At 68.5% G+C, this 19661-nt stretch carries 15 protein-coding genes; 8 read left to right on the top strand and 7 right to left on the bottom strand.

The genetic code is table 11. From position 1 onward, the window contains the following. Window positions 1–136: 136 nt before the first annotated feature. The 3 genes from AB0M15_RS15490 to AB0M15_RS15480 are packed head-to-tail and all read left to right on the top strand — an operon-like array spanning window position 137 to window position 2049. Window positions 137–706: a TetR/AcrR family transcriptional regulator gene (locus AB0M15_RS15490; RefSeq protein ID WP_363818328.1), complete on the top strand. Its 570-nt coding sequence runs from the start codon at window positions 137–139 to the stop codon at window positions 704–706. Continuing rightward, window positions 703–1248: an SRPBCC domain-containing protein gene (locus tag AB0M15_RS15485; protein ID WP_363818326.1), complete on the top strand. Its 546-nt coding sequence runs from the start codon at window positions 703–705 to the stop codon at window positions 1246–1248. The genes AB0M15_RS15490 and AB0M15_RS15485 overlap by 4 nt, the downstream gene beginning before the upstream one ends. Before the next feature lie 9 nt (window positions 1249–1257). Further along, the gene (locus tag AB0M15_RS15480; protein ID WP_363818323.1) at window positions 1258–2049 is read left to right on the top strand and encodes a class I SAM-dependent methyltransferase; all 792 of its coding nucleotides are present in this window, start codon (window positions 1258–1260) and stop codon (window positions 2047–2049) included. On the opposite strand, the gene AB0M15_RS15475 is transcribed toward AB0M15_RS15480, so the two are convergent. Next, entirely contained in the window at window positions 2046–3152 is a 1107-nt protein-coding gene (locus AB0M15_RS15475) for a DUF3068 domain-containing protein (RefSeq protein ID WP_363818320.1), read from the bottom strand. The genes AB0M15_RS15480 and AB0M15_RS15475 overlap by 4 nt on opposite strands. A 112-nt stretch (window positions 3153–3264) precedes the next feature. Here AB0M15_RS15475 and AB0M15_RS15470 point away from each other — a divergent pair, with 112 nt between their 5' ends. Further along, the gene (locus tag AB0M15_RS15470; protein ID WP_363818318.1) at window positions 3265–5064 is read left to right on the top strand and encodes a hypothetical protein; all 1800 of its coding nucleotides are present in this window, start codon (window positions 3265–3267) and stop codon (window positions 5062–5064) included. After that, the gene (locus AB0M15_RS15465; RefSeq protein ID WP_363818315.1) at window positions 5061–6287 is read left to right on the top strand and encodes an acyltransferase; all 1227 of its coding nucleotides are present in this window, start codon (window positions 5061–5063) and stop codon (window positions 6285–6287) included. Before AB0M15_RS15470 ends, AB0M15_RS15465 begins: the two co-directional genes overlap by 4 nt. Here the strand turns inward: AB0M15_RS15465 and AB0M15_RS15460 are convergent. Next, window positions 6176–10255 (bottom strand): alpha-(1->3)-arabinofuranosyltransferase, encoded by a 4080-nt coding sequence (locus tag AB0M15_RS15460; RefSeq protein WP_363818313.1) that lies wholly within the window; start codon window positions 10253–10255, stop codon window positions 6176–6178. The two genes, AB0M15_RS15465 and AB0M15_RS15460, sit on opposite strands and share 112 nt — an antisense overlap. Then, window positions 10252–11010 (bottom strand): class I SAM-dependent methyltransferase, encoded by a 759-nt coding sequence (locus AB0M15_RS15455; protein ID WP_363818310.1) that lies wholly within the window; start codon window positions 11008–11010, stop codon window positions 10252–10254. The genes AB0M15_RS15460 and AB0M15_RS15455 overlap by 4 nt, the downstream gene beginning before the upstream one ends. Before the next feature lie 107 nt (window positions 11011–11117). Here AB0M15_RS15455 and AB0M15_RS15450 point away from each other — a divergent pair, with 107 nt between their 5' ends. Beyond that, the gene (locus AB0M15_RS15450; RefSeq protein WP_363818308.1) at window positions 11118–12239 is read left to right on the top strand and encodes a glycosyltransferase family 4 protein; all 1122 of its coding nucleotides are present in this window, start codon (window positions 11118–11120) and stop codon (window positions 12237–12239) included. Window positions 12240–12260: 21 nt separating this feature from the next. Here the strand turns inward: AB0M15_RS15450 and AB0M15_RS15445 are convergent, their stop codons facing one another. Together AB0M15_RS15445 and AB0M15_RS15440 are read right to left on the bottom strand one after the other, a co-directional pair. Further along, window positions 12261–12428, bottom strand: coding sequence for a DUF2613 family protein (locus tag AB0M15_RS15445; RefSeq protein WP_363818306.1), 168 nt, complete (start codon window positions 12426–12428; stop codon window positions 12261–12263). A 58-nt stretch (window positions 12429–12486) separates the two neighbouring features. After that, window positions 12487–14196 carry a hypothetical protein gene (locus AB0M15_RS15440; RefSeq protein ID WP_363818304.1) on the bottom strand — a complete coding sequence of 570 codons (1710 nt, stop codon included), beginning with the start codon at window positions 14194–14196 and terminating at the stop codon, window positions 12487–12489. Between the two features lie 62 nt (window positions 14197–14258). On the opposite strand from AB0M15_RS15440, the gene AB0M15_RS15435 reads away from it, so the two are divergent. Next, entirely contained in the window at window positions 14259–15524 is a 1266-nt protein-coding gene (locus AB0M15_RS15435) for a polysaccharide biosynthesis protein (protein WP_363818302.1), read from the top strand. A gap of 9 nt (window positions 15525–15533) precedes the next feature. Further along, a complete protein-coding gene (locus AB0M15_RS15430) occupies window positions 15534–16013 on the top strand; it encodes an NUDIX domain-containing protein (protein ID WP_363818300.1) in 480 nt (159 codons plus the stop codon). On the opposite strand, the gene AB0M15_RS15425 is transcribed toward AB0M15_RS15430, so the two are convergent. After that, window positions 16010–16861 carry a hypothetical protein gene (locus AB0M15_RS15425; protein WP_363818297.1) on the bottom strand — a complete coding sequence of 284 codons (852 nt, stop codon included), beginning with the start codon at window positions 16859–16861 and terminating at the stop codon, window positions 16010–16012. The genes AB0M15_RS15430 and AB0M15_RS15425 overlap by 4 nt on opposite strands. Window positions 16862–16864: 3 nt before the next feature. Further along, window positions 16865–19576: a DNA polymerase I gene (gene polA / locus AB0M15_RS15420; RefSeq protein ID WP_363818450.1), complete on the bottom strand. Its 2712-nt coding sequence runs from the start codon at window positions 19574–19576 to the stop codon at window positions 16865–16867. Between the last annotated feature and the right edge of the window lie 85 nt (window positions 19577–19661).

The following is a 19661-nucleotide window of genomic DNA, read 5'->3' as shown; positions in this document are numbered from 1 at the left end:
CCGCCTTCAACGTTAAGTGACTGGTCGGTAACAGTACGAGTCAGCTTGAGGAAAACTCACCTTTTCGGCAAGAGCTGGGGGCTGACAACTTTCCGTCGATCAATTACGCTACTGCAGTATCGTAAAAGGAGATGAGATGGCCGGACGAGGTAGACCGCGCGACACCGGGGTCGAGGGCAGAGTGCTCGCGGCCGCGGCGGCAGAGATCCGCCAGGGCGGATACGACGCGCTGTCGATCGACCGGGTCGCCGAGCGGGCCGGTGTCGCCAAGACGACGCTGTACCGGCGCTGGGCATCCAAGGCCGAGCTGGTGGTCGCGCTGATCACCAACTTGCGCGAGGAAGTCCCGTTCGAGCCGACCGACGATCCGCGCGGCGACCTGACCAAGCTCGTCGCCACGATCACCGCCAATCTCGCCGCGACCCCGGCGACCCTGATCGCCGACCTGGCCGCCGCTGCCGCCCGCGAACCACGCGTCGGCGAAAGCGTCCGCGCACTGTGGGCCGAGCGCCACCGAGCCGTCACGGCCGTGGTCGCCAAGGCCCAGGAGGCAGGCCTCGTCCTGGACCACGTCTCCCCCGCCGTGCTGGTCGACCAACTGGTCGGCCCCCTCTACTACCGCCTGCTCGTCACCGGCGAGCCGCTCACCCCTGATTACGCAAGGACGCTCATCCGCAGCGTCCTCGGCCCTGAGGAGCCACGATGACCACCGCCACCACCGCCAAGAAGAAGTCACCCGTACGCCGACGGGTGCTGACCGCCTTGGGCGCCGTCGTAGTACTGCTGGCCGGCTACTGCGTCTACGCGATCGCCCACACCACCGTGCTGCACACCGAGATCGAGATCGACGCAACCCCCGACGAGGTCTGGAAGGTGCTGGCGGACCGCGCCGCCTACCCCGACTGGAACCCATTCATCATCTCGTCGACCGGCGACCTGAAGACCGGCGCCACCATCACCAACGTCCTCAAGGACACCAAGGGCGAGGAAACGACCTTCACCCCCGAACTCCTCGCCGTCGACCCCGGCAAGGAGCTGCGCTGGATCGGCAAGATCCCCCCGGGCGGCATCTTCAACGGCGAGCACTCGTTCCGGATCGAACCGCTGCCGGGCGGCCGCTCGAAGCTCATCCAGGAAGAACGCTTCAACGGCATCGCCGTCCCCTTCACCGTCAGCATGCTGAACGAAACCATCAAGCCCCAGTTCGAGGCGATGAACCGGGCGCTGGCCGCGCGCGCCGCCGGATAGGCTGCGCGGGTGGTGGAGCCGCAGCGGGTGGAGTTGAGTGAGTCGGAGACGTCCAGGGCCAGCCGGACCTACTGGGATTCGGCGGCCGAGGAGTATCTCGAGGAGCATGGGGAGTTCCTCGGGGACGACAAGTTCATCTGGTCTCCCGAGGGAGTGGATGAGGCTGCGGCGCAGTTGCTTGGACCGGTGCGAGGGAAGCGAGTGCTCGAGGTCGGGTGCGGGGCTGCACAGTGCTCGCGGTGGTTGGCTGGGCAGGGCGCGAATGTGGTTGCCTTCGACATCTCGGTCGAGCAGCTTCGGGTCGGGCGCGAGCTGGATCGGCGTACCGGGACCGCAGTACGGACCGTTGCTGCCGACGCGGTCGCGATTCCCTTTGCGAGCAACACCTTTGACATCGCCTGCTCGGCGTTCGGCGCGCTGCCGTTCGTAGCCGACGCGGAGGCGGCGCTCGGCGAGATCGCGCGGACCCTCAAGCCCGGCGGCCTTCTCGTCTTCTCGGTGACGCACCCGATCAGATGGAGCATGCCGGACGACCCGACCCCGGCCGGCCTCCGGATCACTCAGTCGTACTTCGACCGCACCCCGTACGTCGAGGTCGACGCCGACGGCACTCCCGTGTACGCCGAGCACCACCGCACGACCGGCGACTGGATCCGCGCCCTCACCACCGCCGGCTTCGTCATCGACGACCTACTCGAACCCGAGTGGCCGGCCGGCAACGACAACATCTGGGGCGGCTGGGGACCAGACCGCGGCCGGCTGGTTCCCGGTACCGCGATCTGGTCCGCCCGCAAGAACTAGTCCTTCTCGTCCGGTTCCGTGGCCTCGGCCCGAGCGTGAGCGGCAGCGGGCCGCGGCCGGACCTGCAAGAACACCACCAGCGCCAGCAACAGCAGCCCGATGATCAGCGAGAACAGCGGCACCCAGAAGCCGATCGCGTGCAGCTGCGCGGCCTTGGCCTGGTAACCGCCCTCCTCGACGCCGTTCTCCTTGGCGCCCTTGACGTTCTTCTGCACGGTCGCGTCGTCGTAGGCGATCGTCACCTCGGTCGCGGTCAGCTTCTTGCCGTCGTCGGCCTGCAGTTCGGCGAGCTGCTTCTCCTCGCCCTTGATGATGGCGCCGGTGACCGGCTCGATCCACAGCGTCCGGGTGTTCTGGTACATCCGGTCCACCTCGACGGCCGGCTCGGCCGAGCCGAGCAGCGACCCCGGGATCTTCAGCCGCTCGGCCGCCTCCAGTTTCTGCTTCGGCACCTCCTGGACGAACTTGTAGACCTCGAGCCCCTTCAGGTGCGTGGTGCTCTCGTACTTCATCGGCCAGGCCTTGCGGGTCGACGTGTCCCAGAACTGGTACGTCTGCTTCTTCGTCCCGAACGGGAACTTCAGCACCAGCCCGTCGTGACCGTGGAAGAACCGGTCGCCGCCGTTCTCGGCGGTCTTGCGGTCGGCCTTCTCCAACGTGGTGGAGATGTACTCACCGGTGTCCTTGTCCGCCCAGCGCACCGACTCGCCGGTGTGCGCGTCCAGCACGACCCGCTCCTGGACGAAGCTCAGCGGCATCTTGTCCGTCTGCGACTTGTCGTCAGGGAACTGGTAGTTCTGCGTGTTGTCGGTCACCACCGCGGTGTCGAAGACGACCACCTTGCGGTCCAGCTTCTTGCTGATCTCCTCGGCCGCTTTCACGTCCCCGCGGACCGTACGGCGTGCCTCGAGTGTCTCGTGCTCCTTCTTCTTCAGCTCCTTGGCGCTGAAGAAGGTAGCGTCCGGCCCTTCCGAGACGGTGTGCGCGACCTGGTCCGGTGGCGCCACCGACAGCGTCGGATACGCGTAGAACTTGGCCAATGCCGCGATCCCCACGAAGAAGATCCCGAGTGCGATCACCAGCGCACGACTGCGATTCCCCACAACAACCCCTCCCGGTCTGTTCGCGGGACGCTACCAGCGAGTAAGGGCCCTGAACAGGGAGCAGTGCGGAGAAAAATCCGGTAGTGGCCGAACTGTCATATAGTCCGGCCACATGAGTGCGATCTGGGGGGCGGCGGGGCGGCTGCGAGCCGGCCCCGACGAGGCGGTGCTGCGGGTCGCGGTGGTGGCGATCGCGGCCGTCCAGGCGGTCGTCCTCGGCCTGCTCGCCCGGCGCGGTTCGTGGCTGAGCGACGACCTCGACTTCATGGTGCAGGGCGGCAAGGGCTTCGCGCCGGACGAGCTACTCACCCCGGTCAACGACCACATCGCCCCCGGCCTGCGGTTCGTCTACGCGGTCTTCGCCCAGCTGGCCCCGATGAACTACGACCTCACCGTCGCCTGGCGGGTGCTCATGCAGGCCCTGGCGATCGCCTTCATGGGCTTCCTGCTGCTCCGCCTGCTCGGCGCCAGTTGGTGGGTCGTCACCGGTACGGCGCTCTACGCGCTGGCCCCGGTCAGCATGCCGTCGTTCATGTCGCTGTCGAGCGCGGTCAACAACCTGCCCGCCCACGTCTTCGGGTTACTGGTCCTGCACGCCACCGTCGACTGGTACTCCGGCCGCCGCCGCCAAGCAGTTGCCTACGGCCCCCTTTCGTTGCTGATCTCGTTGGCCTGCTGGGAGAAGTCCGGCCTGATCATGGCCACCGCGCTCGCCCTGGCGCTGTACCTGCGCAAGGTGCCGCTGCGCCAATGGCTCCGGCAGAGCTGGCTGCTCGGCGCCGTGTTCGCCGCCCCGGTCGTCGCCTTTGGCATCCTTTACGCGACGCACGGCGATCCGTCCAGTGGCAGCTGGCCCGGCCTCGGCAAGCTGCTCGGACAGGGCGCCCGGGCGTTCGCAGTACCGATCGGGACACTGGCCGGTGGGCCGTGGCACTGGGCTTCGTTCGACACTCCGTTCGGTATCGCCGACGCACCTGTCGCAGCGGTCGTGCTGGGTGGCGTGGTTCTGATCGTTCTCCTTGCGGCCGCTTGGCGGCTGGACCGCCGGGTGCTGTTGCTGTGGGGATCCCTGCTCGCCTATGTCCTGACCACCTGGCTGCTGGTGTCGTACGGACGCTCCGCGCTCTTCGGCTCGGTCTTCACCGTGCACTACCACTACTGGTCGGACATCTCGATCCCACTGACCCTGGCCGTCGTCCTGACCGCGCGATCCATCCACCCCCGCGTCGAGTGGATCCGGCCGGCCGCTGCCGCGACCGCCTGCTGCCTGGTCGCGTGGACCGCCGGAGTCGTCGTCTCCGACGCAGGCTTCGCCAAGAGCTGGGGCAAGAACCCAGCTCGCCCGTACTTCGACAACGTCACCACCGAGCTCGACCAGGCCGGCTCGTCGGTCAACCTGTGGGACGTCACGATGCCCTCGACGATCTCGGGGCTGCTCTCCAGCGACAACCGGCTCTCCCCCGTCCTCCGCACCGCCGGCATCCCGTTCCGGCTGCAGGGGCCGGGACCTGATCCGTACTTCGTCACCCGATCCGGCGAGGTCCGGCCGTCGAAGTTCCGGGTCTGGGCGACGTCGCACACTCCCGGTGGCTGCGCGAAGGAACTGAAGGGGACTACGCCGGTGACACTGCCGCTGGAGAAGGTAGGGCCTGACTACGGTGCGGTCCGGTGGTTCGCGAAGTTCTCCTATCTCGCCAACCAGGAGGTCCGAGTGCTGGCCGAACTGATCGACGCCGACGGCAAGGTCGTACCGATGCCGCTGCCGGACCACGCCTGGCCGACCGGGTTCACGACCATGTACTTCGGTCCGTCCGAGCTGATCCAGGCGACCGCTGTCCGGCTGCGATCCGTGGATCCGGACGACACCGTCTGCCTGGGCGAGTTCGAGCTCGGCCTGCCGGAGGCATCGTGATCAGGCGGCAGCGGTTCCCTGCCCTCGACGGGCTGCGCGCGATCGGCGCTCTCGCCGTACTGACCACGCACGTCGGCTTCCAGAGTGGCGAGTCGCTGAACGGCCCGTTCGCCGGGCTGCTGGCCCGGCTGGACGTCGGTGTTGCCATCTTCTTCGCCATCTCCGGTTTCCTGCTCTACCGGCCGCATGTCGTCGCCTGGTTCGAGGAGAGCGAGCCGCCCCGCCTGTTGCCGTACCTGCGCAACAGGGCGCTGCGGATCGTGCCTGCGCTCTGGGTCGCCGTCGTGCTGGCCGCCGTCCTGGTGCCGCACGATCAGACGGTCGGCTTCCTGAACTACCTACGGCACGCGACCTTCACGCAGATCTACGTCGAGCGGCCGTCGGTCCCCGGACTCTCGCAGCTGTGGAGTCTCGCTACCGAGGTGGCGTTCTACTTGCTGCTGCCCTTCATCGCCAAGTTGCTGACGAGCTACGAGCGGCCGACCCGGCGGGGCGTGCGGTGGCGGCTGGCAGTGCTGTTCGCGTTCGGCCTGATCGGTCCGGCCTGGATGGCCGCCATCAACGCCACGGATCACAGCCTGGCTGGTCTGTGGCTGCCCGGCTACTTGGGTTGGTTCGCGGTCGGCATGGGGATGGCGCTGTGGCAGGTCGCCCGGACCAGTGGACGTCTCGGCCCGTCCCCGGTGGACACGCTGACGAAGATCCCCGGCACCGTCTGGGGGGTCGCGATCGCGCTCTTCCTGATCGCGACCACGCCGATCGCGGGTCCGTACGGTCTCAGCGTGCCGACGCCGGCGCAGGCGTTCGTGAAGTGCCTGCTCTACACCGGGATCGCCGCATGCGCGCTGTTCCCCGCGATCAGTCCGACCCGCCGTACGGCCGGAGTGCTGGGCGGCCGGATCGGCCATGTCGCGGGCGATCTCTCGTACAGCGTCTTCGTCTACCACTTGATCGTGCTGGACCTGGTCGAGCGGCTCTTCGACCAGAAGCTTTTCAGCGGGCACTTCGCCGTGCTCTTCTGGCCGACTCTGGTGGCGACGATCGGGGTCGCCGCGGCCAGCTACTACGGGATGGAGCGGCCGATCATGCGCCGCGGGCGGCGCGACCGGAGCTACGACGTCTCCGGGACCGGTCTCGACAGCAACGCCAACGCACAGCCGAACAAGATCGACGACTGGACCAAGCCCGAGGTGAGACCCGCTCCCCCGTCCGGCCAGGGCTGAACCGCTGCCACCAGCGATCCCAGCAGGACGGCGGCGATCACGACCGCGATGGCGATCAGCCGGCGCCCATCGAGAGCCCAGGCGACCACAGCAGCGATCAGGGTTGCGGCGAAGCCGATCCAGCCCGCCATGAACGTTCCGGCTGCGACGGCGACGACCGAGACGACCCAGGGGCCAAGGCGACCGGCCTCGCGCAGCACGTGCCCTCGGCGACGTGCACGTTGCCGAGCGAAGATCGCCAATCCCAGCACCCCGAGGAACGCGGCCAGCCCGACCATCAGCCCGGCGCGGTAGTCCCGGTCCGGTGTGAAGCGCGCGGTGACCATCTGCTCGGGGCCGGCCGGAAGGATCCAGCCCTGCTGCCAACCGCCGATCCGTAGCGGGACGAGCTTGCGACCGGTGCTGTCGTAGGCCTCCCAGCCCACATTGAAGTTCTGTGCAACCGTCAGTACCGACTGCTCGTCCGCGTGTGGCACCTCTAGCGTCATCGACGCCGGGGTGGGACGCCAGACCGCCACCTTCTTGATCGGCTCGCTCGCCGTGGCCGTGAAGCCCGGGCGGCTCAGCTTGACCTCGACCGGTACGAAGTCAGGGCTCGCCGTGACGTCGATCGAGTGCCGGCCGGCCTGCAGTTTGACGCTGCCCTGCTGGCAGAGGGTGAAGGTGAGCGGTCGCCGCTGCAGTACGTCGCGGACCGTACCGGTGAGCGCAGTGGGAATGTCCACGCCGTCCACCCGGACAGACGGACCGAAGCCGCACAGGGATCCGGTCACCGTGTTCAGGTCGACCACCTTGCGGAGCTGGTCGACACCAAGTACCCGCACCTCGGAGACACCGACCGGAAGGTACCGGGCGAATCCGCTGGCCGAGTCGACGTCGACGGACTGGTCGACGCCGGTGAAGGTCACCTCGATGTCCCTCAGCACCGTCGTCCCAGCGGGGAAGGTGATGTAGCCCTCCGGATCGATCTTGTACTCGGTCTTCGGTCCGCGGTCGAAGCTGACCGACACGTCCGTAGTCCGGGAGGCCGCCAGGTACGGGTCGTTGAGGAACTGCAGCCCGGTGACGGGCTTCCTCCTCGCCCCGGGCAACCTCAGCGTCAGGCTGGGTCGCAGGTCGTCCGCACCGGCCAACCACCCAGTGCCGAGGTCGCGGTCAACCACCGCACCCGGCCGGCCTTCAGGCGCGGTGACCGCGCGGGACGAGGCAGTTGCCCGGATCGGCGCCCGGCGGTCCAGCAGCCGCTCCACCGCCGTACCGTCCTTCGGCAGGGCCGTGCCCACCACCCGGTACGCCGCCGCGCTGGGCAGGTCGACACTGCGCAGCAGTCCCTCCGGCTCCTCGGAGTCACGCGCGCTACCGGCCCGGCACAACGGCCTGGTCCCTGCGTGCAGGCAGCTCGACCGGCCGACCTGCTGGTTGCGGAACACCAGCGCCTCGGGCTGACGATCCGGCACGCTCGGAACCACCAGCCTGCTCACCGGCGTCACCCCGGGCACCGTGACCTCGGCGATCGAGACGCCGTTGGGGTTCTTGCCGTCGGTGACGCCGACCGTGATCCGGAGCCGCTGAGTGGTCCCGGGTGGCGCCGCGATGGACTGCGGATCACCGGTGCTCTGCACGGCCGACGTGACCGAGCCCCGATCGGTGTCGACCCGCACCGTACGAACCGCTTCCGTGGTCGGCGCGGCCAGCGAGAACTGCACCTCGAGGTGATCGAGTGACTGCGCGGCCGCGAAGCTCAGCTCGAGCCACTCCCCGCTGCTGCGACCGAAGTTGCCGGAGACCCAGCGAGTGTCGGGATCACCATCGACGGCGGCCGACGGCCCATTGCCGGGTCCGAGCCTCAGGGTCGCGTCCGCGTCCGCAGCCGACGAGGAGGCCCGTACGCCGGTGACGCCACCGGCCCATGACCTCGTCGTCAACACGGCCGCGGGATCGACCACGTAGTCGAGCGTGCGCCTCTTCTGCCGACCCGGGTCGTCCGCGGTCAGCACCGGCGACGCGTTGTCCGCAGCTCTGCCGAAGGTCACCTCTCGACGCTGCAACCCGTCCGTCTGGACCAGTGGCAGCCTGGCGAGTCCCTTGGCGTCAGTGCTGGTCACTGCCTCCCAGTTGCTGCCCAGTGCAGTCAGCACCGCGGGTACGTCCTCGGGAGCGCCACGCACCTCGACCAGTTGCGACTGCGGGACCAACCTCCCGAGGCTGACCTCACCCACGTCGAAGATCTCCACGCTCGGGAACGGCAGCCGGGTGTGCTCGTCGAGGGTCAGGCGGGCTTGCTCGATGGAGCTTCCGGTCGGCGGCCCGAAGTACGCGACCCGCTTGATACCGGCGTCGGCCAGGCTCTCGTGGACTGCGAGGGTTGGGCTCACCTGCGTATCGAGCCGCAGGTCGTTCCGCACCACCAGGTACCTCACGCCGGCCCTGGTCAATGCCTGCCGCAAGGTCTTGTCGCCGACGCCGGAGCTCAGCCGGCGCTCCACCTCATCCAGCCATCGCGTAGTACCGGCCGATCCCAGCGGTACCGCGTCCCGGACCGCCATCGGTCGCTTCAGCAACGACTGGAACGGCTCGTCCTTGGTAGAGCCCCAAGTGAAGTCGGCGAACGACGCCGCCGGTACTACGAGCACGCTGCCCGCCGTCTGCTGACTGTCGAGCCAGGTCGCCGCCTCACGCCAGTGCGCCGGCATCGCCTGGTAGGACTCAGGCCTCGGCAGCTGGGCGAACACCGCGGGCGTTGCGACCGAGACGACCAGGCAGGCCGCCAGTACCGGCACTATGCGGCGGTGGACGCCACGGGCGGCCGCCCAGCTCGTCAGCCGGGTCAGTGCGTGGGCCGCGGCCAGCGTGAGCGGCAGCCGCACGACCAGCTCGAACTTGTGGGTGTTGCGGAGAGCGGCAAGCGGTCCGTCGAGCAGCTCCTGCAGCTGGGGGGCCAGTGGCGAACCGGCCGTGCCTGCGTGCCCGAGGGTGACCAGCAGCAGACCGACGACCAGTGAGAGTTGCAGGAAGCCCCGGTGCTTCAGTGTGCCCATCGCCAGGCCGACCAGGCCGAGCAGGGCGACGACAGCCGAGGTGAAGATCAGTGCCGGCTGCGTGACGAAGAGCCAGCCGGCGGGCCAGGTCGCGCCGTCTCCGGCCAGCAGGAAGTTCAGCCACTGCGACGTACCGCGGAAGGACTCGAAGGCGCTCGCCTTGCTGGTCGTGATCGCGGCGTTCTCGATCCAGTCGAGGAAGGGTGGGCTGTACCGGCCGAGGATCGCCAGCGGGATCAGCCACCACAACGAGACCAGCAGTACGCAGCCGAACCAGCCTGCCGCGATCTTGAGGGTCGACCTGTCCACTCGCCGGGTGAGCAGCCACAGGGCCGGGAGCACCAGGGTCGCCCCCGTCGCGACCGCGTTCACTCCCCCGACCAGTCCGAACGCCACCGCGGACCAGCCGACCCGCCACCAGCCGGACCGGGCCTTGGGAGTCACCAGCGGGAGCAGCACCCAGGGGGCCATCGCAAGTGGCCACACCTCGATCGAGGTGATCGCCACCTCGCCGAGCATCCGCGGACTCAGCGCGTAGAACAGGGCGGCGGCGAAGCGCGCCCACGGAGCGCCGTACCCGAGTGCGCCGCAGAGCTTCCACACGCCGAGGAAGGCCACGCACATCACCAGCGACCACCACAGCCGCTGAGTGACCCAGCCTGGTACCGACACGGCGTCCAGCAACCAGTGGAACGGTCCCATCGGCAACAGGTAGCCGTAGGCCTGGTTCTGGAGCTGGCCGAACGCACCTTGCGGATCCCACAGATGCAGCGAGCGGGCCAGGAACGGACCAGGTCCGGCCGTCAGGTCGAGCTTGGTGTCGGGGACGATCTTGCCCGGCGCCTGATGGAAGCACAGGGCCATCAGGACCAGGCAGCCCAGCAACAGCCGGGTCCGCCAGATCACCTTCTCGTTGCTCGGTGCCTTCATCGGCGCCGGAGCACCACGACGAGGTTCCAGGTCACGATCTCCCGCAACCCCGGAATCGCCAGTACGCCGTACGCCCAGCGCGGGTGGTACCGCGGGAAGGCGGCGACGAGCTCGGCGTCGCGGCACGAGCGCGCCCACCGGAGTCCGCCGGCCACGGTGATCGGGAACAGCGATTCGCCGAATTTGTTCTTCGGCGGCTTGCCCAGCTTGCGCTCGTACCGCGCAGCGGCCCGGTGGCCACCGAGGAAATGCCAGGGCGCGGTCTCGTGGCCGCCATGCGGACCCCACCAGCCCGTGTAGGACAGGAAGATCGTGCCGCCCGGCTTGGTGACGCGAACCATCTCGTCGGCCATCAGCCACGGGTCCGGCACGTGCTCGAGGACGTTCGACGAGAAGCAGATGTCGATCTCGCCGTCACCGATCGGCAGCGCCATCCCGCTGCCCAGGACGGTGCCCGGCACCGGTTCGCCGCGGCCGCTCAGCTCGCCGAGATCGGAGTCGATCGCGTAGTACGTCGCCCCCGCGGCGCGGAAGGCGTCGGCGAAGTAGCCGGGGCCGCCGCCGACGTCGAGCATCCGGGCGCCGCGCAGGTCGGCATACGCGGACAGCTGGCCGACCGAGTCGGCGGCGAGCGTTCCGTAGAAGTGATCCGGGTCGGTCTGCTCGACTCCGAACGCCCGGAACAGCCGCACGGCGCGGCCGAGATCGGCCGTCCAGCCGACGGTGGTCACAGGGCTCGGAATCGCTTCGGACACAGGCCGGACCCTAACGGATTTCGCGAGGTCTGGCGGACATCGTTACTCCCTGGTAACCTCGCCGCCTCATCCGCGGGGGCGGACTAGCGGAAGGTGGGGCTCTACCGGTGCGCGAGCAGACCGTGCTGTTACTGAACTGGCGGGACACGACCAACCCCGAAGGCGGGGGTTCCGAACGATGCGTGGAGGAGGTGGCGAAAGGCCTTGCGGCGATGGGCTGGTCGGTCACCATGCTCTGCGCGGCGTACCCCGGCAGCCCGCGGGAGGCCCGCCGGCACGGCGTCCGGTACCTGTACCGCGGCAGCAAAGTGACCGTTTACCTCCGCGGCCTGCTGCACACGCTGCTGCACCGGCCCAGCCACGTCATCGACGTGCAGAACGGGCTCCCATTCTTTACCCGCCTCGTACGTCGTACCGGCGTCGTCGTCCTCGTCCACCACGTGCACGAGGAGCAGTGGCAGGTCGTCTACCCGGGCTGGAAGGGACGCCTCGGATGGTGGCTGGAGTCCAGGGTGGCTCCCAGGCTCTACAGCGACTGCCGCTACGTCACGGTGTCGTCGGCATCGCGCGACGAACTGCAGGCGCTCGGTGTGGAGAGCACGCGCATCGACGTGATCCACAACGGGACCGACCCGGCGCCTCCTCGTCAGGTACCGCAGGCCGCCGCGCCGACTGTGGTCTGTGTCGGGCGCATCGTGCCGCACAAGCAGGTGGAGCACGCGGTGGACGCCATCGCCGAAGCGCGCAAGGTGCTGCCGGATGCACGGTTGCTGGTCGTCGGGTCCGGTTGGTGGGAGGACGAACTGCGCTCGTACGTCGAGTCACGGGGGCTGCAGGACGCGGTCGAGTTCCGCGGGCACGTCAGCGAGGACGACAAGCACGCGGCGTACGACGAGGCCTGGGTGCTCGCGTTGCCGAGCCTGAAGGAGGGCTGGGGGTTGGTGGTCGGTGAGGCGGCGGCGCACGGCGTACCGACGGTCGCCTATCGCAGTGCGGGTGGACCGACCGAGTCGGTGCAGCACGATGCCACGGGGCTCCTGGTGGACACCGAGGCAGAGTTCGGCGCGGCCATCCTGTCCCTGCTGCAGGACGAGGCCGTTCGCCGCAGGCTGTCCGCGGGAGCAGTCGCGTCCGCGGGCAACTTCACCTGGTCGGCCACGGTCCGCGGGTTCGACCGCGTGCTCAGCGGCCGGCCGGAGACAGCAGAAAGGCCGGCCAGCGTCCGCTGACCGGCCTTGCCGACGTACCGACTACTTGCCCCCGTAGTTGACGATCGGGACGTCCACCTGGCCGACGCTGGTCTGGCCGGCGGGCGCCTTCGGCTCGTCCTTCACCGTCTGTACTACCCCGACGACAGCGGCGGTCGAGACGGCCATGCCGGCCAGTATTGCCAACACAGCACCAATCAGAGTTCCCATGAAGCGCGTCCCCTCCTAGACAAGTAAACCGGATGGTAACAACCGGCTGGTAACTTCGCTAGAGCTTGGAACGGGCCGGTCTGAACCTGGCGAGCGCCCCCGCTGCAGCGGCGGCAAGTACAGCACCTGCGAGGGCCCAGGCGGTCAGGACGAGGACAATAGACCAGAGCCGATCGCCTTGCTCGGCAGGGGTTCCTGCGATGCGGAACACGGTGACCGTCGGACCGTTGAACTCCTCGATGAGCTGCGGGGTCAGCTCGCGAGGAGACGGGCCGCCCGCGTCACGATCGACGACGATCCAGCCGACGCCTTGCTGCTGCAGGGCCTGGGCGGGGTCTGCCCCGGTCCGGACCGCCTCGCGAAGGCCTGTGGCGATCGCGGTTGCTCTCGGGTCCTCACCGGCCAGTCGGCGGCCGTCGACGATCAGCTCGTCAGGGACGACCGAGGCTCTGGAGAAGTAGCGCGGCATCGGATCGAGCATCGGGCGTCTACCGGTCCAGGCCGGCGCCCGATAGGCCTCGAAGGGCCATGGGATGAAGTCCCCCGCTTTGTCGCTGCTCGCGAGGACGCGGCGGGCCTCCGCCCAGTCGGCCGGGTACTGGGCGGCCTTCAGCCCGTCACCACCCGCCAGCGACGGCATCGCGGCGATCGGGATCAGCGCGGCGGTCGCTCCCACCACCCATCTCAACGGCACGACGCGCAGTACGGCGGCCAAGGCGACACCGAAGGCGAGCGACTCGAGCAGGACCAAGGGACCGAGGTACCGCTGCCCATCCCGGAACAGGCCGGCCCCCGGTACCTCCCGTACCGCCCAGGCCACCGCCCCTGGTGCCACTACGCCGGCCATCCCAACCGCTACGGCCAGGCCGGCCGCAACCACGAGCGCCCGCACCAGGTGGTCCCGCTGTCGCCACCAGATCACCACGCCCACGACGGCAACCACCAGCAGCAGGAATCCCAGCGCCATAGGTACGACCTGGCCGCGGCTGCCAGGCACCACGTCTGCATTCCAGACGCCGCCGAGAGTGAGCAGGGTCGGCAAGGTACCGCCGTACCCCTCGTTCCGAGCAGCGAAGGCCCTGACGGCGGCGGGGTCCGAGGTAGCAGGGGAGGTCCGTGCCAGACCGGCGACGAGCCAGGGTGCATTCAGGAGAGCCGCCCCAAGCAGTGCATGCCGCGAAAGGCGCCTGCTCTCAGCTCCCGGCCAGAGGAGCGTCAGTGCAGCCAGCAGTAGGCCGGTGAGTCCGCCTGACGCGGTCAGCGCGCATCCGGCGGATGCCAGCAGGAAGCCGGGCAGGCCCTTGCCCTCACGGAGTCGGAGCGCAGAGCGCACCAGCCACGGCAGAGCGGCGTACCCGAGGAGTAGCGCCCAGGCACCGAGGTGGAACCGCTCGGCGACGAACGGGTTCCACACATAGAGCGTCGTCGCCGCAGCGCCCGCCAGCGGACCGCCTAGGCCCAATTGCCGCCACAGGGCAGTCAGGCCCAGGCCGCTCAGCAGTGGGATCGCGACGATCACCAGCTTGTTGAGCAGCTGTCCGCCGGCCACCTCGTCCAGTACTGCTACCAGTACGTCCGACGGGACGGCGCGCGGCAAGGCGGTTGTGACACCGAACAGGTCAAGCCGTAGCGTGAGGTCCGGCACGAACACCATGTCGTAGCCGACCACATACCCAGGAGCGAGCAGCGGCACGGTGATGAGCACGGTCAGCAGAACCGGCCAGGTCCACGGCAACAGCCGGCCCAGCCGGGAGGATCCCCCCTCCACGCCCACCTCCTCGCAAGTACTGTTCAGCGCAACCTACCCGCCAGCCACAGAACAGAAGCCGCATGACCTCTGAGATGACTCCCGACCAGCAGCCGGCCGCACCGAAGCTCGGTTTCCTGCGCAGCGCCACCGTGGTAGCGGTCGGCATGGCCATCATGAACGTAGCCGCCTACGGTTTCACCTTGTTTGCGGTGCACCGGCTCGTACCGGAGCAGTTCAGCGCCGTGGTGGCGCTGCTGGGGCTGCTGCTGATCGGCAATGTCGTGCCGCTGGGGTTGCAGGCGTCGGGAGCGCGGCGGATCGCTACGCATCCAGGGCCTGGGCGGGAGGCGTTGGCGGACTCGCTGCTCAGGGCGGGTCGTCGTTCGGCGCTTGGGCTGACTGTGGTGTGTCTGCTGGCCAGCCCCTTGTTGATCTGGCTGCTGCACATCGACTCGTGGGTTGCTGTGCTGCTGTTGGCGCCTACGCTCGGTGGGCTGACGCTGATGGGGTCGCAGCTCGGAGTACTGCAGGGCAGCGAGCGGTGGACCGAGTTGGCCGCGATGTACACGGCTGTCGGGATTGGACGGTTCGCCTTCGGGGCCGGTGCGCTGGTGATCCACCCGAGTGTCACCGCGGCGATGATCGGTGTCGCCGTCGGTGCCGCACTACCGCCGCTGGTCGGGTCCTTCCTGCTGCGCGGTTCTGCCGGTGGTACGCCGGAGCAGGTCAAGGAAGCACTGCGGGAAACCATCCACGGCACCCACGCGCTGCTGGCCTTCTTCGCCATCGCCAACGCGGATGCCTTGCTCGCCAGAGGTCTGATGGACGGCGAGCACAGCGGGTACTACGCGGCCGGCGTGATCGTCGCCAAAGCGTGCCTCTTCCTGCCCCAGTTCGTGATCGTCACCGTCTTCCCCTCCCTGGCCAGCTCCCCCGGCGACACGCTGCGCCTGCGCCGCGCCATCCAGGCGGTCGCCGCACTCGGCGTCTGCTGCGTCCTCGGCGCGCTGCTCCTCCCGGACCTCGTCGTGACGGTTGCCGGGGGCAAGGACAAGTATCCGGTACTGGGCGACTTCGCCTGGATCTTCGCGCTCGCCGGTTCGGCGTACGCCGTCCTGCAACTGGTCGTCTACGCCGCGATCGCCCAACAGGAAAAACGCGCCGCCCTGGTCATCTGGATCGGCCTGGCCGTGCTGGCGGTCGCCGCCCTCATCGTCATCGGCACCGACCTGGCCACCGGCTTCACCGCCATCAAGATCCTGGCCGCGATGACCGCTGCCTGCGCCATCGCCCTGTCGGCCGCCCTGGCAACAGGTCTCCACCGCCAGGCTGGGACCTCCGCCTAGGCTGGCGGAATGACGACCCCGAAGTTCATCCTCGACCTGCGCGAGAAGGTCGGCCATGATCTGCTCTGGCTGACCGGGATCACCGGCGTCGTGCTGGACGACGCCGACCGCGTCCTGCTGGTACGCCGGGCGGACACCGGGCGCTGGTCGTTGCCCGCCGGGATTCTCGAGCCGGGTGAGCAGCCGGCGATCGCGTTGCTGCGCGAGATCCAGGAGGAGACGGCGGTCGAGGCGGAGATCGTCCGGCTGGTCAGTATCGACACTCTGCCGCCGGGTGCCTACCCGAACGGCGACCAGGTGCAGTTCCTCGACCTGTGCTTCAGCTGCCGGCCGTTGCGCGGTGAGGCGCGCGTCAACGACGACGAGAACCTGGAGGTCGCCTGGTTCCCCCTCGACGACCTACCAGACCTCTCCGAAGTCAGACTCGCGTCAATCGCGCACGCCTTGAAACCCGACACTCAACCGCTCTACACCGGCCGCCCCGCCTAGCCCCGAAGCTCCAACTGCAACTCCCGCGACCAGCGCTCGCCTTTACTCGGCTCCTGCCCCAGCACAGCCGCCAGCTGACGGCGTACAGAAGCAGACTTTCCGCGCTCGACCAGGAGCGCTGCCTCGGCCAGCGCATAGCGCGTCTTCTTGTCCCGGCGCGGTTCGCCGACCTTGGGATCGCTCCACCTGCCATGCCAGAACGATCCTGCCGTCTTCGCCTGGTAGTCGCCGAAGTAGCTCCACACCGTCCCGTCGAGCGACACGTTCCTGATCGACGACGCCGGTAGCTCCGCCGTCCACCGGGCTTCTTGCTGCCAGCGCCACTTGTTCGGACTCGTCTTGCCCCGCCGGGTGATTCCGACGAAGCGCAGCTGCCGCCGGATCACGTCCCACTGCGCGTGCTCGTCGGCTATCCAGTCGCGCAGCAACTCGTACAGGTTCTCGAACGTGAATCCCTGGCTCACCAGGTCCACGAACACCGTCGGCCGGCCGCGCATCAGGTCTGCCGGGGCAAGACCTGCCGCGGCCAGGTTCGTCCGTAGCTGGGCCAGTTCCTCGGCGGTCAGATCGTCGGCCCACGTCCCGGGCAGCGACAACGGCAACGGGTGCAGCCGGTCCTGCCAGGACGTACCGACGAAGGCGCCGCTCAGGAGGTCGAACAGGCTGTCCACCGAGCGGCCGACGAAGTACAGGTCGCCGTCGCCACAACGGGCGAGCACCTTGCCGGCGCAGGCGATCAGCTCGTCGAGGTAGTCGAGGTTGACCTCGGGTACGTCGTCGAGCATCGAGCCGAGCTGGTCCGGCCGGACCAGATCCCAACGGAACGGCCGGATCGGCTCATCAGGCATCGGTTAGTGCGCAGCCTCGTGCCAGGTGCGGCCGACACCCACCGAGACATCGAGCGGTACCGCCATTTCGACGGCGGCGCCCATGTCTCGGCGGACCAGTTCCTCCAGGGCTTCGCGCTCGCCCGGCGCGATCTCGAAGACCAGTTCGTCGTGGACCTGGAGGAGCATCCGGGACTTCAGGTCGGAGGACTTCAGTGAGGCGTCGACCTTGAGCATCGCCATCTTGATGACGTCGGCGGCCGAGCCCTGGATTGGGGCGTTCAGGGCCATCCGCTCGGCCATCTCGCGGCGTTGGCGGTTGTCGCTGGTCAGGTCCGGCAGGTAGCGGCGGCGGCCGAGGATCGTCTCGGTGTAGCCGCTCTTGCCGGCCCCGAGCACGATGCTGCGCAGGTAGTCGCGGACGCCACCGAAGCCCTCGAAGTACTCGTCCATCAAGCCCTTCGCCTCGTCCACGCCGATCTTCAGCTGCTGGCTCAGCCCGTACGCCGACAACCCGTACGCGAGGCCGTAGTTCATCGCCTTGATCTTGGCCCGCTGCTCCTGGGTCACCTCGGTCGGCTCGACCGAGAACACCCGGGACGCGGTCACCGAGTGGAAGTCCATCCCGGAGTTGAACGCGTCGATCAGCCCCTGGTCCTCCGACACGTGCGCCATGATCCGCATCTCGATCTGGCTGTAGTCGGCCGACATCAACGCCTCGAAGCCGTCACCGACCACGAACGCCTCGCGGATCCGGCGGCCCTCCTCGGTCCGGATCGGGATGTTCTGCAGGTTCGGGTCGGTCGAGCTCAACCGCCCGGTCGCCGCGATCGTCTGGTTGAACGTGGTGTGGATCCGCGCGTCGACCGGGCTGATCGTCTTCAGCAGCCCCTCGACCGTCTGCCGCAGCCGGGTCGCGTCCCGGTGTGCCAGCAGGTAAGCGAGGAACGGGTGCTCGGTCTTCTCGAACAGCGACTGCAGCGAGTCCGCGTCGGTCGTGTAACCCGTCTTGGTCCGCTTGGTCTTCGGCATCTGCAGCTCGTCGAACAGCACCACCTGCAGCTGCTTCGGCGACCCGAGGTTGATCTCCTTGCCGATCACCTCGTACGCCGCGGTCGCCGCCTCCCGCACACCCGTGGCGAACCGCGCCTCGAGCTCCTCCAGGTACGGCCGGTCGACCGAGATGCCGTCCCGCTCCATCGCCGCGATCACGTCGATCAGCGGCAACTCGACGTCGGCGAGCAGCGTCGTACCGGCCTGCTTCTCCAGCTCGGCGTCGAGGGTGTCGGCCAGGTCGGCGATCGCCCGGGCGCGCAGCATCGTCGCGTCCGCGGCCGGCCCGCCCTCGACGTCGTCGAAGCTGAGCTGGCCGTTCTCGGCCTCCTCGGTGCGCAGTTCACGCTTGAGGTAGCGCACGGTCAGGTCGGCGAGGTCGTACGACCGTTGGTCCGGCCGGACCAGATAAGCGCTCAGCTGGGTGTCCGAGGTCAGTCCACCGAGCGTCCAACCGCGCTCGAGGAATCCGAGCAGCGGGCCCTTCGCGTCGTGCAATGCCTTCGGCTGATTCGGGTCGGCCAGCCAAGCCTGCCAGGCCGCGTCGTCGTCCGGGGTCAGGAAGGCCGGGTCGAACCAGGCGGCCGCACCCGTCGAGGTCGCCAGCGCCAGGCCGGTGATCTCGCCCGTACCACGCCCCCAGCTGCCCTGTACTGCGACGCCCGTCCGCGCGCCGGTCGAGACGTGCTCCTTGATCCAGGCGCCGACCTCACCGGGCTTGAGCTGCGTGCCCTCGAGGTCGAAGCCCTCCTCGATCGTCTCCTCGACCTGCTCGTGCTCGGCGACCAGCCGCTCGCGGAGTACGCGGAACTCGAGGCTGTCGAAAAGCGTGTGCACCTTGTCCCGGTCCCACGGGTGCCGGACCAGGTCGTCGACGGCCACGTCCAGCGTCAGGTCGCGGACCAGCTCGTTGATCTGCCGGTTCCGGATCACGTCGGACAGGTGCTCGCGCAGCGACTCACCGGCCTTGCCCTTGATCTCGTTCACCCGGTCGATCACGTCGTTCAGCGAACCGAACTGGTTCAGCCACTTCGCCGCCGTCTTGTCGCCGACCCCGGGCACGCCCGGCAGGTTGTCGCTCTTCTCCCCCACCAGCGCGGCCAGATCCGGATACATCCGCGGCGGGATCCCGTACTTCGCCTCGACCGCGGCCGGGTCCATCCGGGCGATCTCGGAGACGCCACGCTTCGGGTACAGCACGGTGATGTTCTCGTTGATCAGCTGGAACGAGTCGCGGTCGCCGGAGCTGATCAGCACCTCGAAACCCTGCTCGTCGGCCTGCGTCGCCAGCGTGGCGATGATGTCGTCCGCTTCCCAGCCGTCGATCTCGGTGGTCGGGATCCGGAGCGCCTCCAGCACCTCCTTGACCAGCGAGACCTGCCCCTTGAACTCGTCCGGGGACTTCGACCGGCCGGCCTTGTACTCGGTGTACTGCTCGGCGCGGAAGGTCTTGCGGGACACGTCGAACGCGACGCAGATGTGCGTCGGCTGCTCGTCGCGCAGCATGTTGATCAGCATCGAGGTGAACCCGTACACCGCGTTGGTGTGCTGACCAGTGGTGGTGGAGAAGTTCTCCACCGGCAGCGCGTAGAACGCCCGGTACGCGAGCGAGTGCCCGTCCAGCAGCAGGATCCGCGGTCGCTTGGTGGGACCGTCCACCGTCGTACCCGGGTCCTTGGTCATCGTCGAGGAGTCTGTTTCAGGAGCCACGTAAAGACTCTAGTGGGTACCGCCGACAGTTCCCGCACGCGCACGCGGGGGCTCACGT

The sequence above is a fragment of the Kribbella sp. NPDC051718 genome (assembly GCF_040681515.1).
In the GTDB taxonomy this organism is placed as follows: Bacteria; Actinomycetota; Actinomycetes; order Propionibacteriales; family Kribbellaceae; genus Kribbella.
This window is presented reverse-complemented; position numbering and strand designations above follow the sequence as displayed.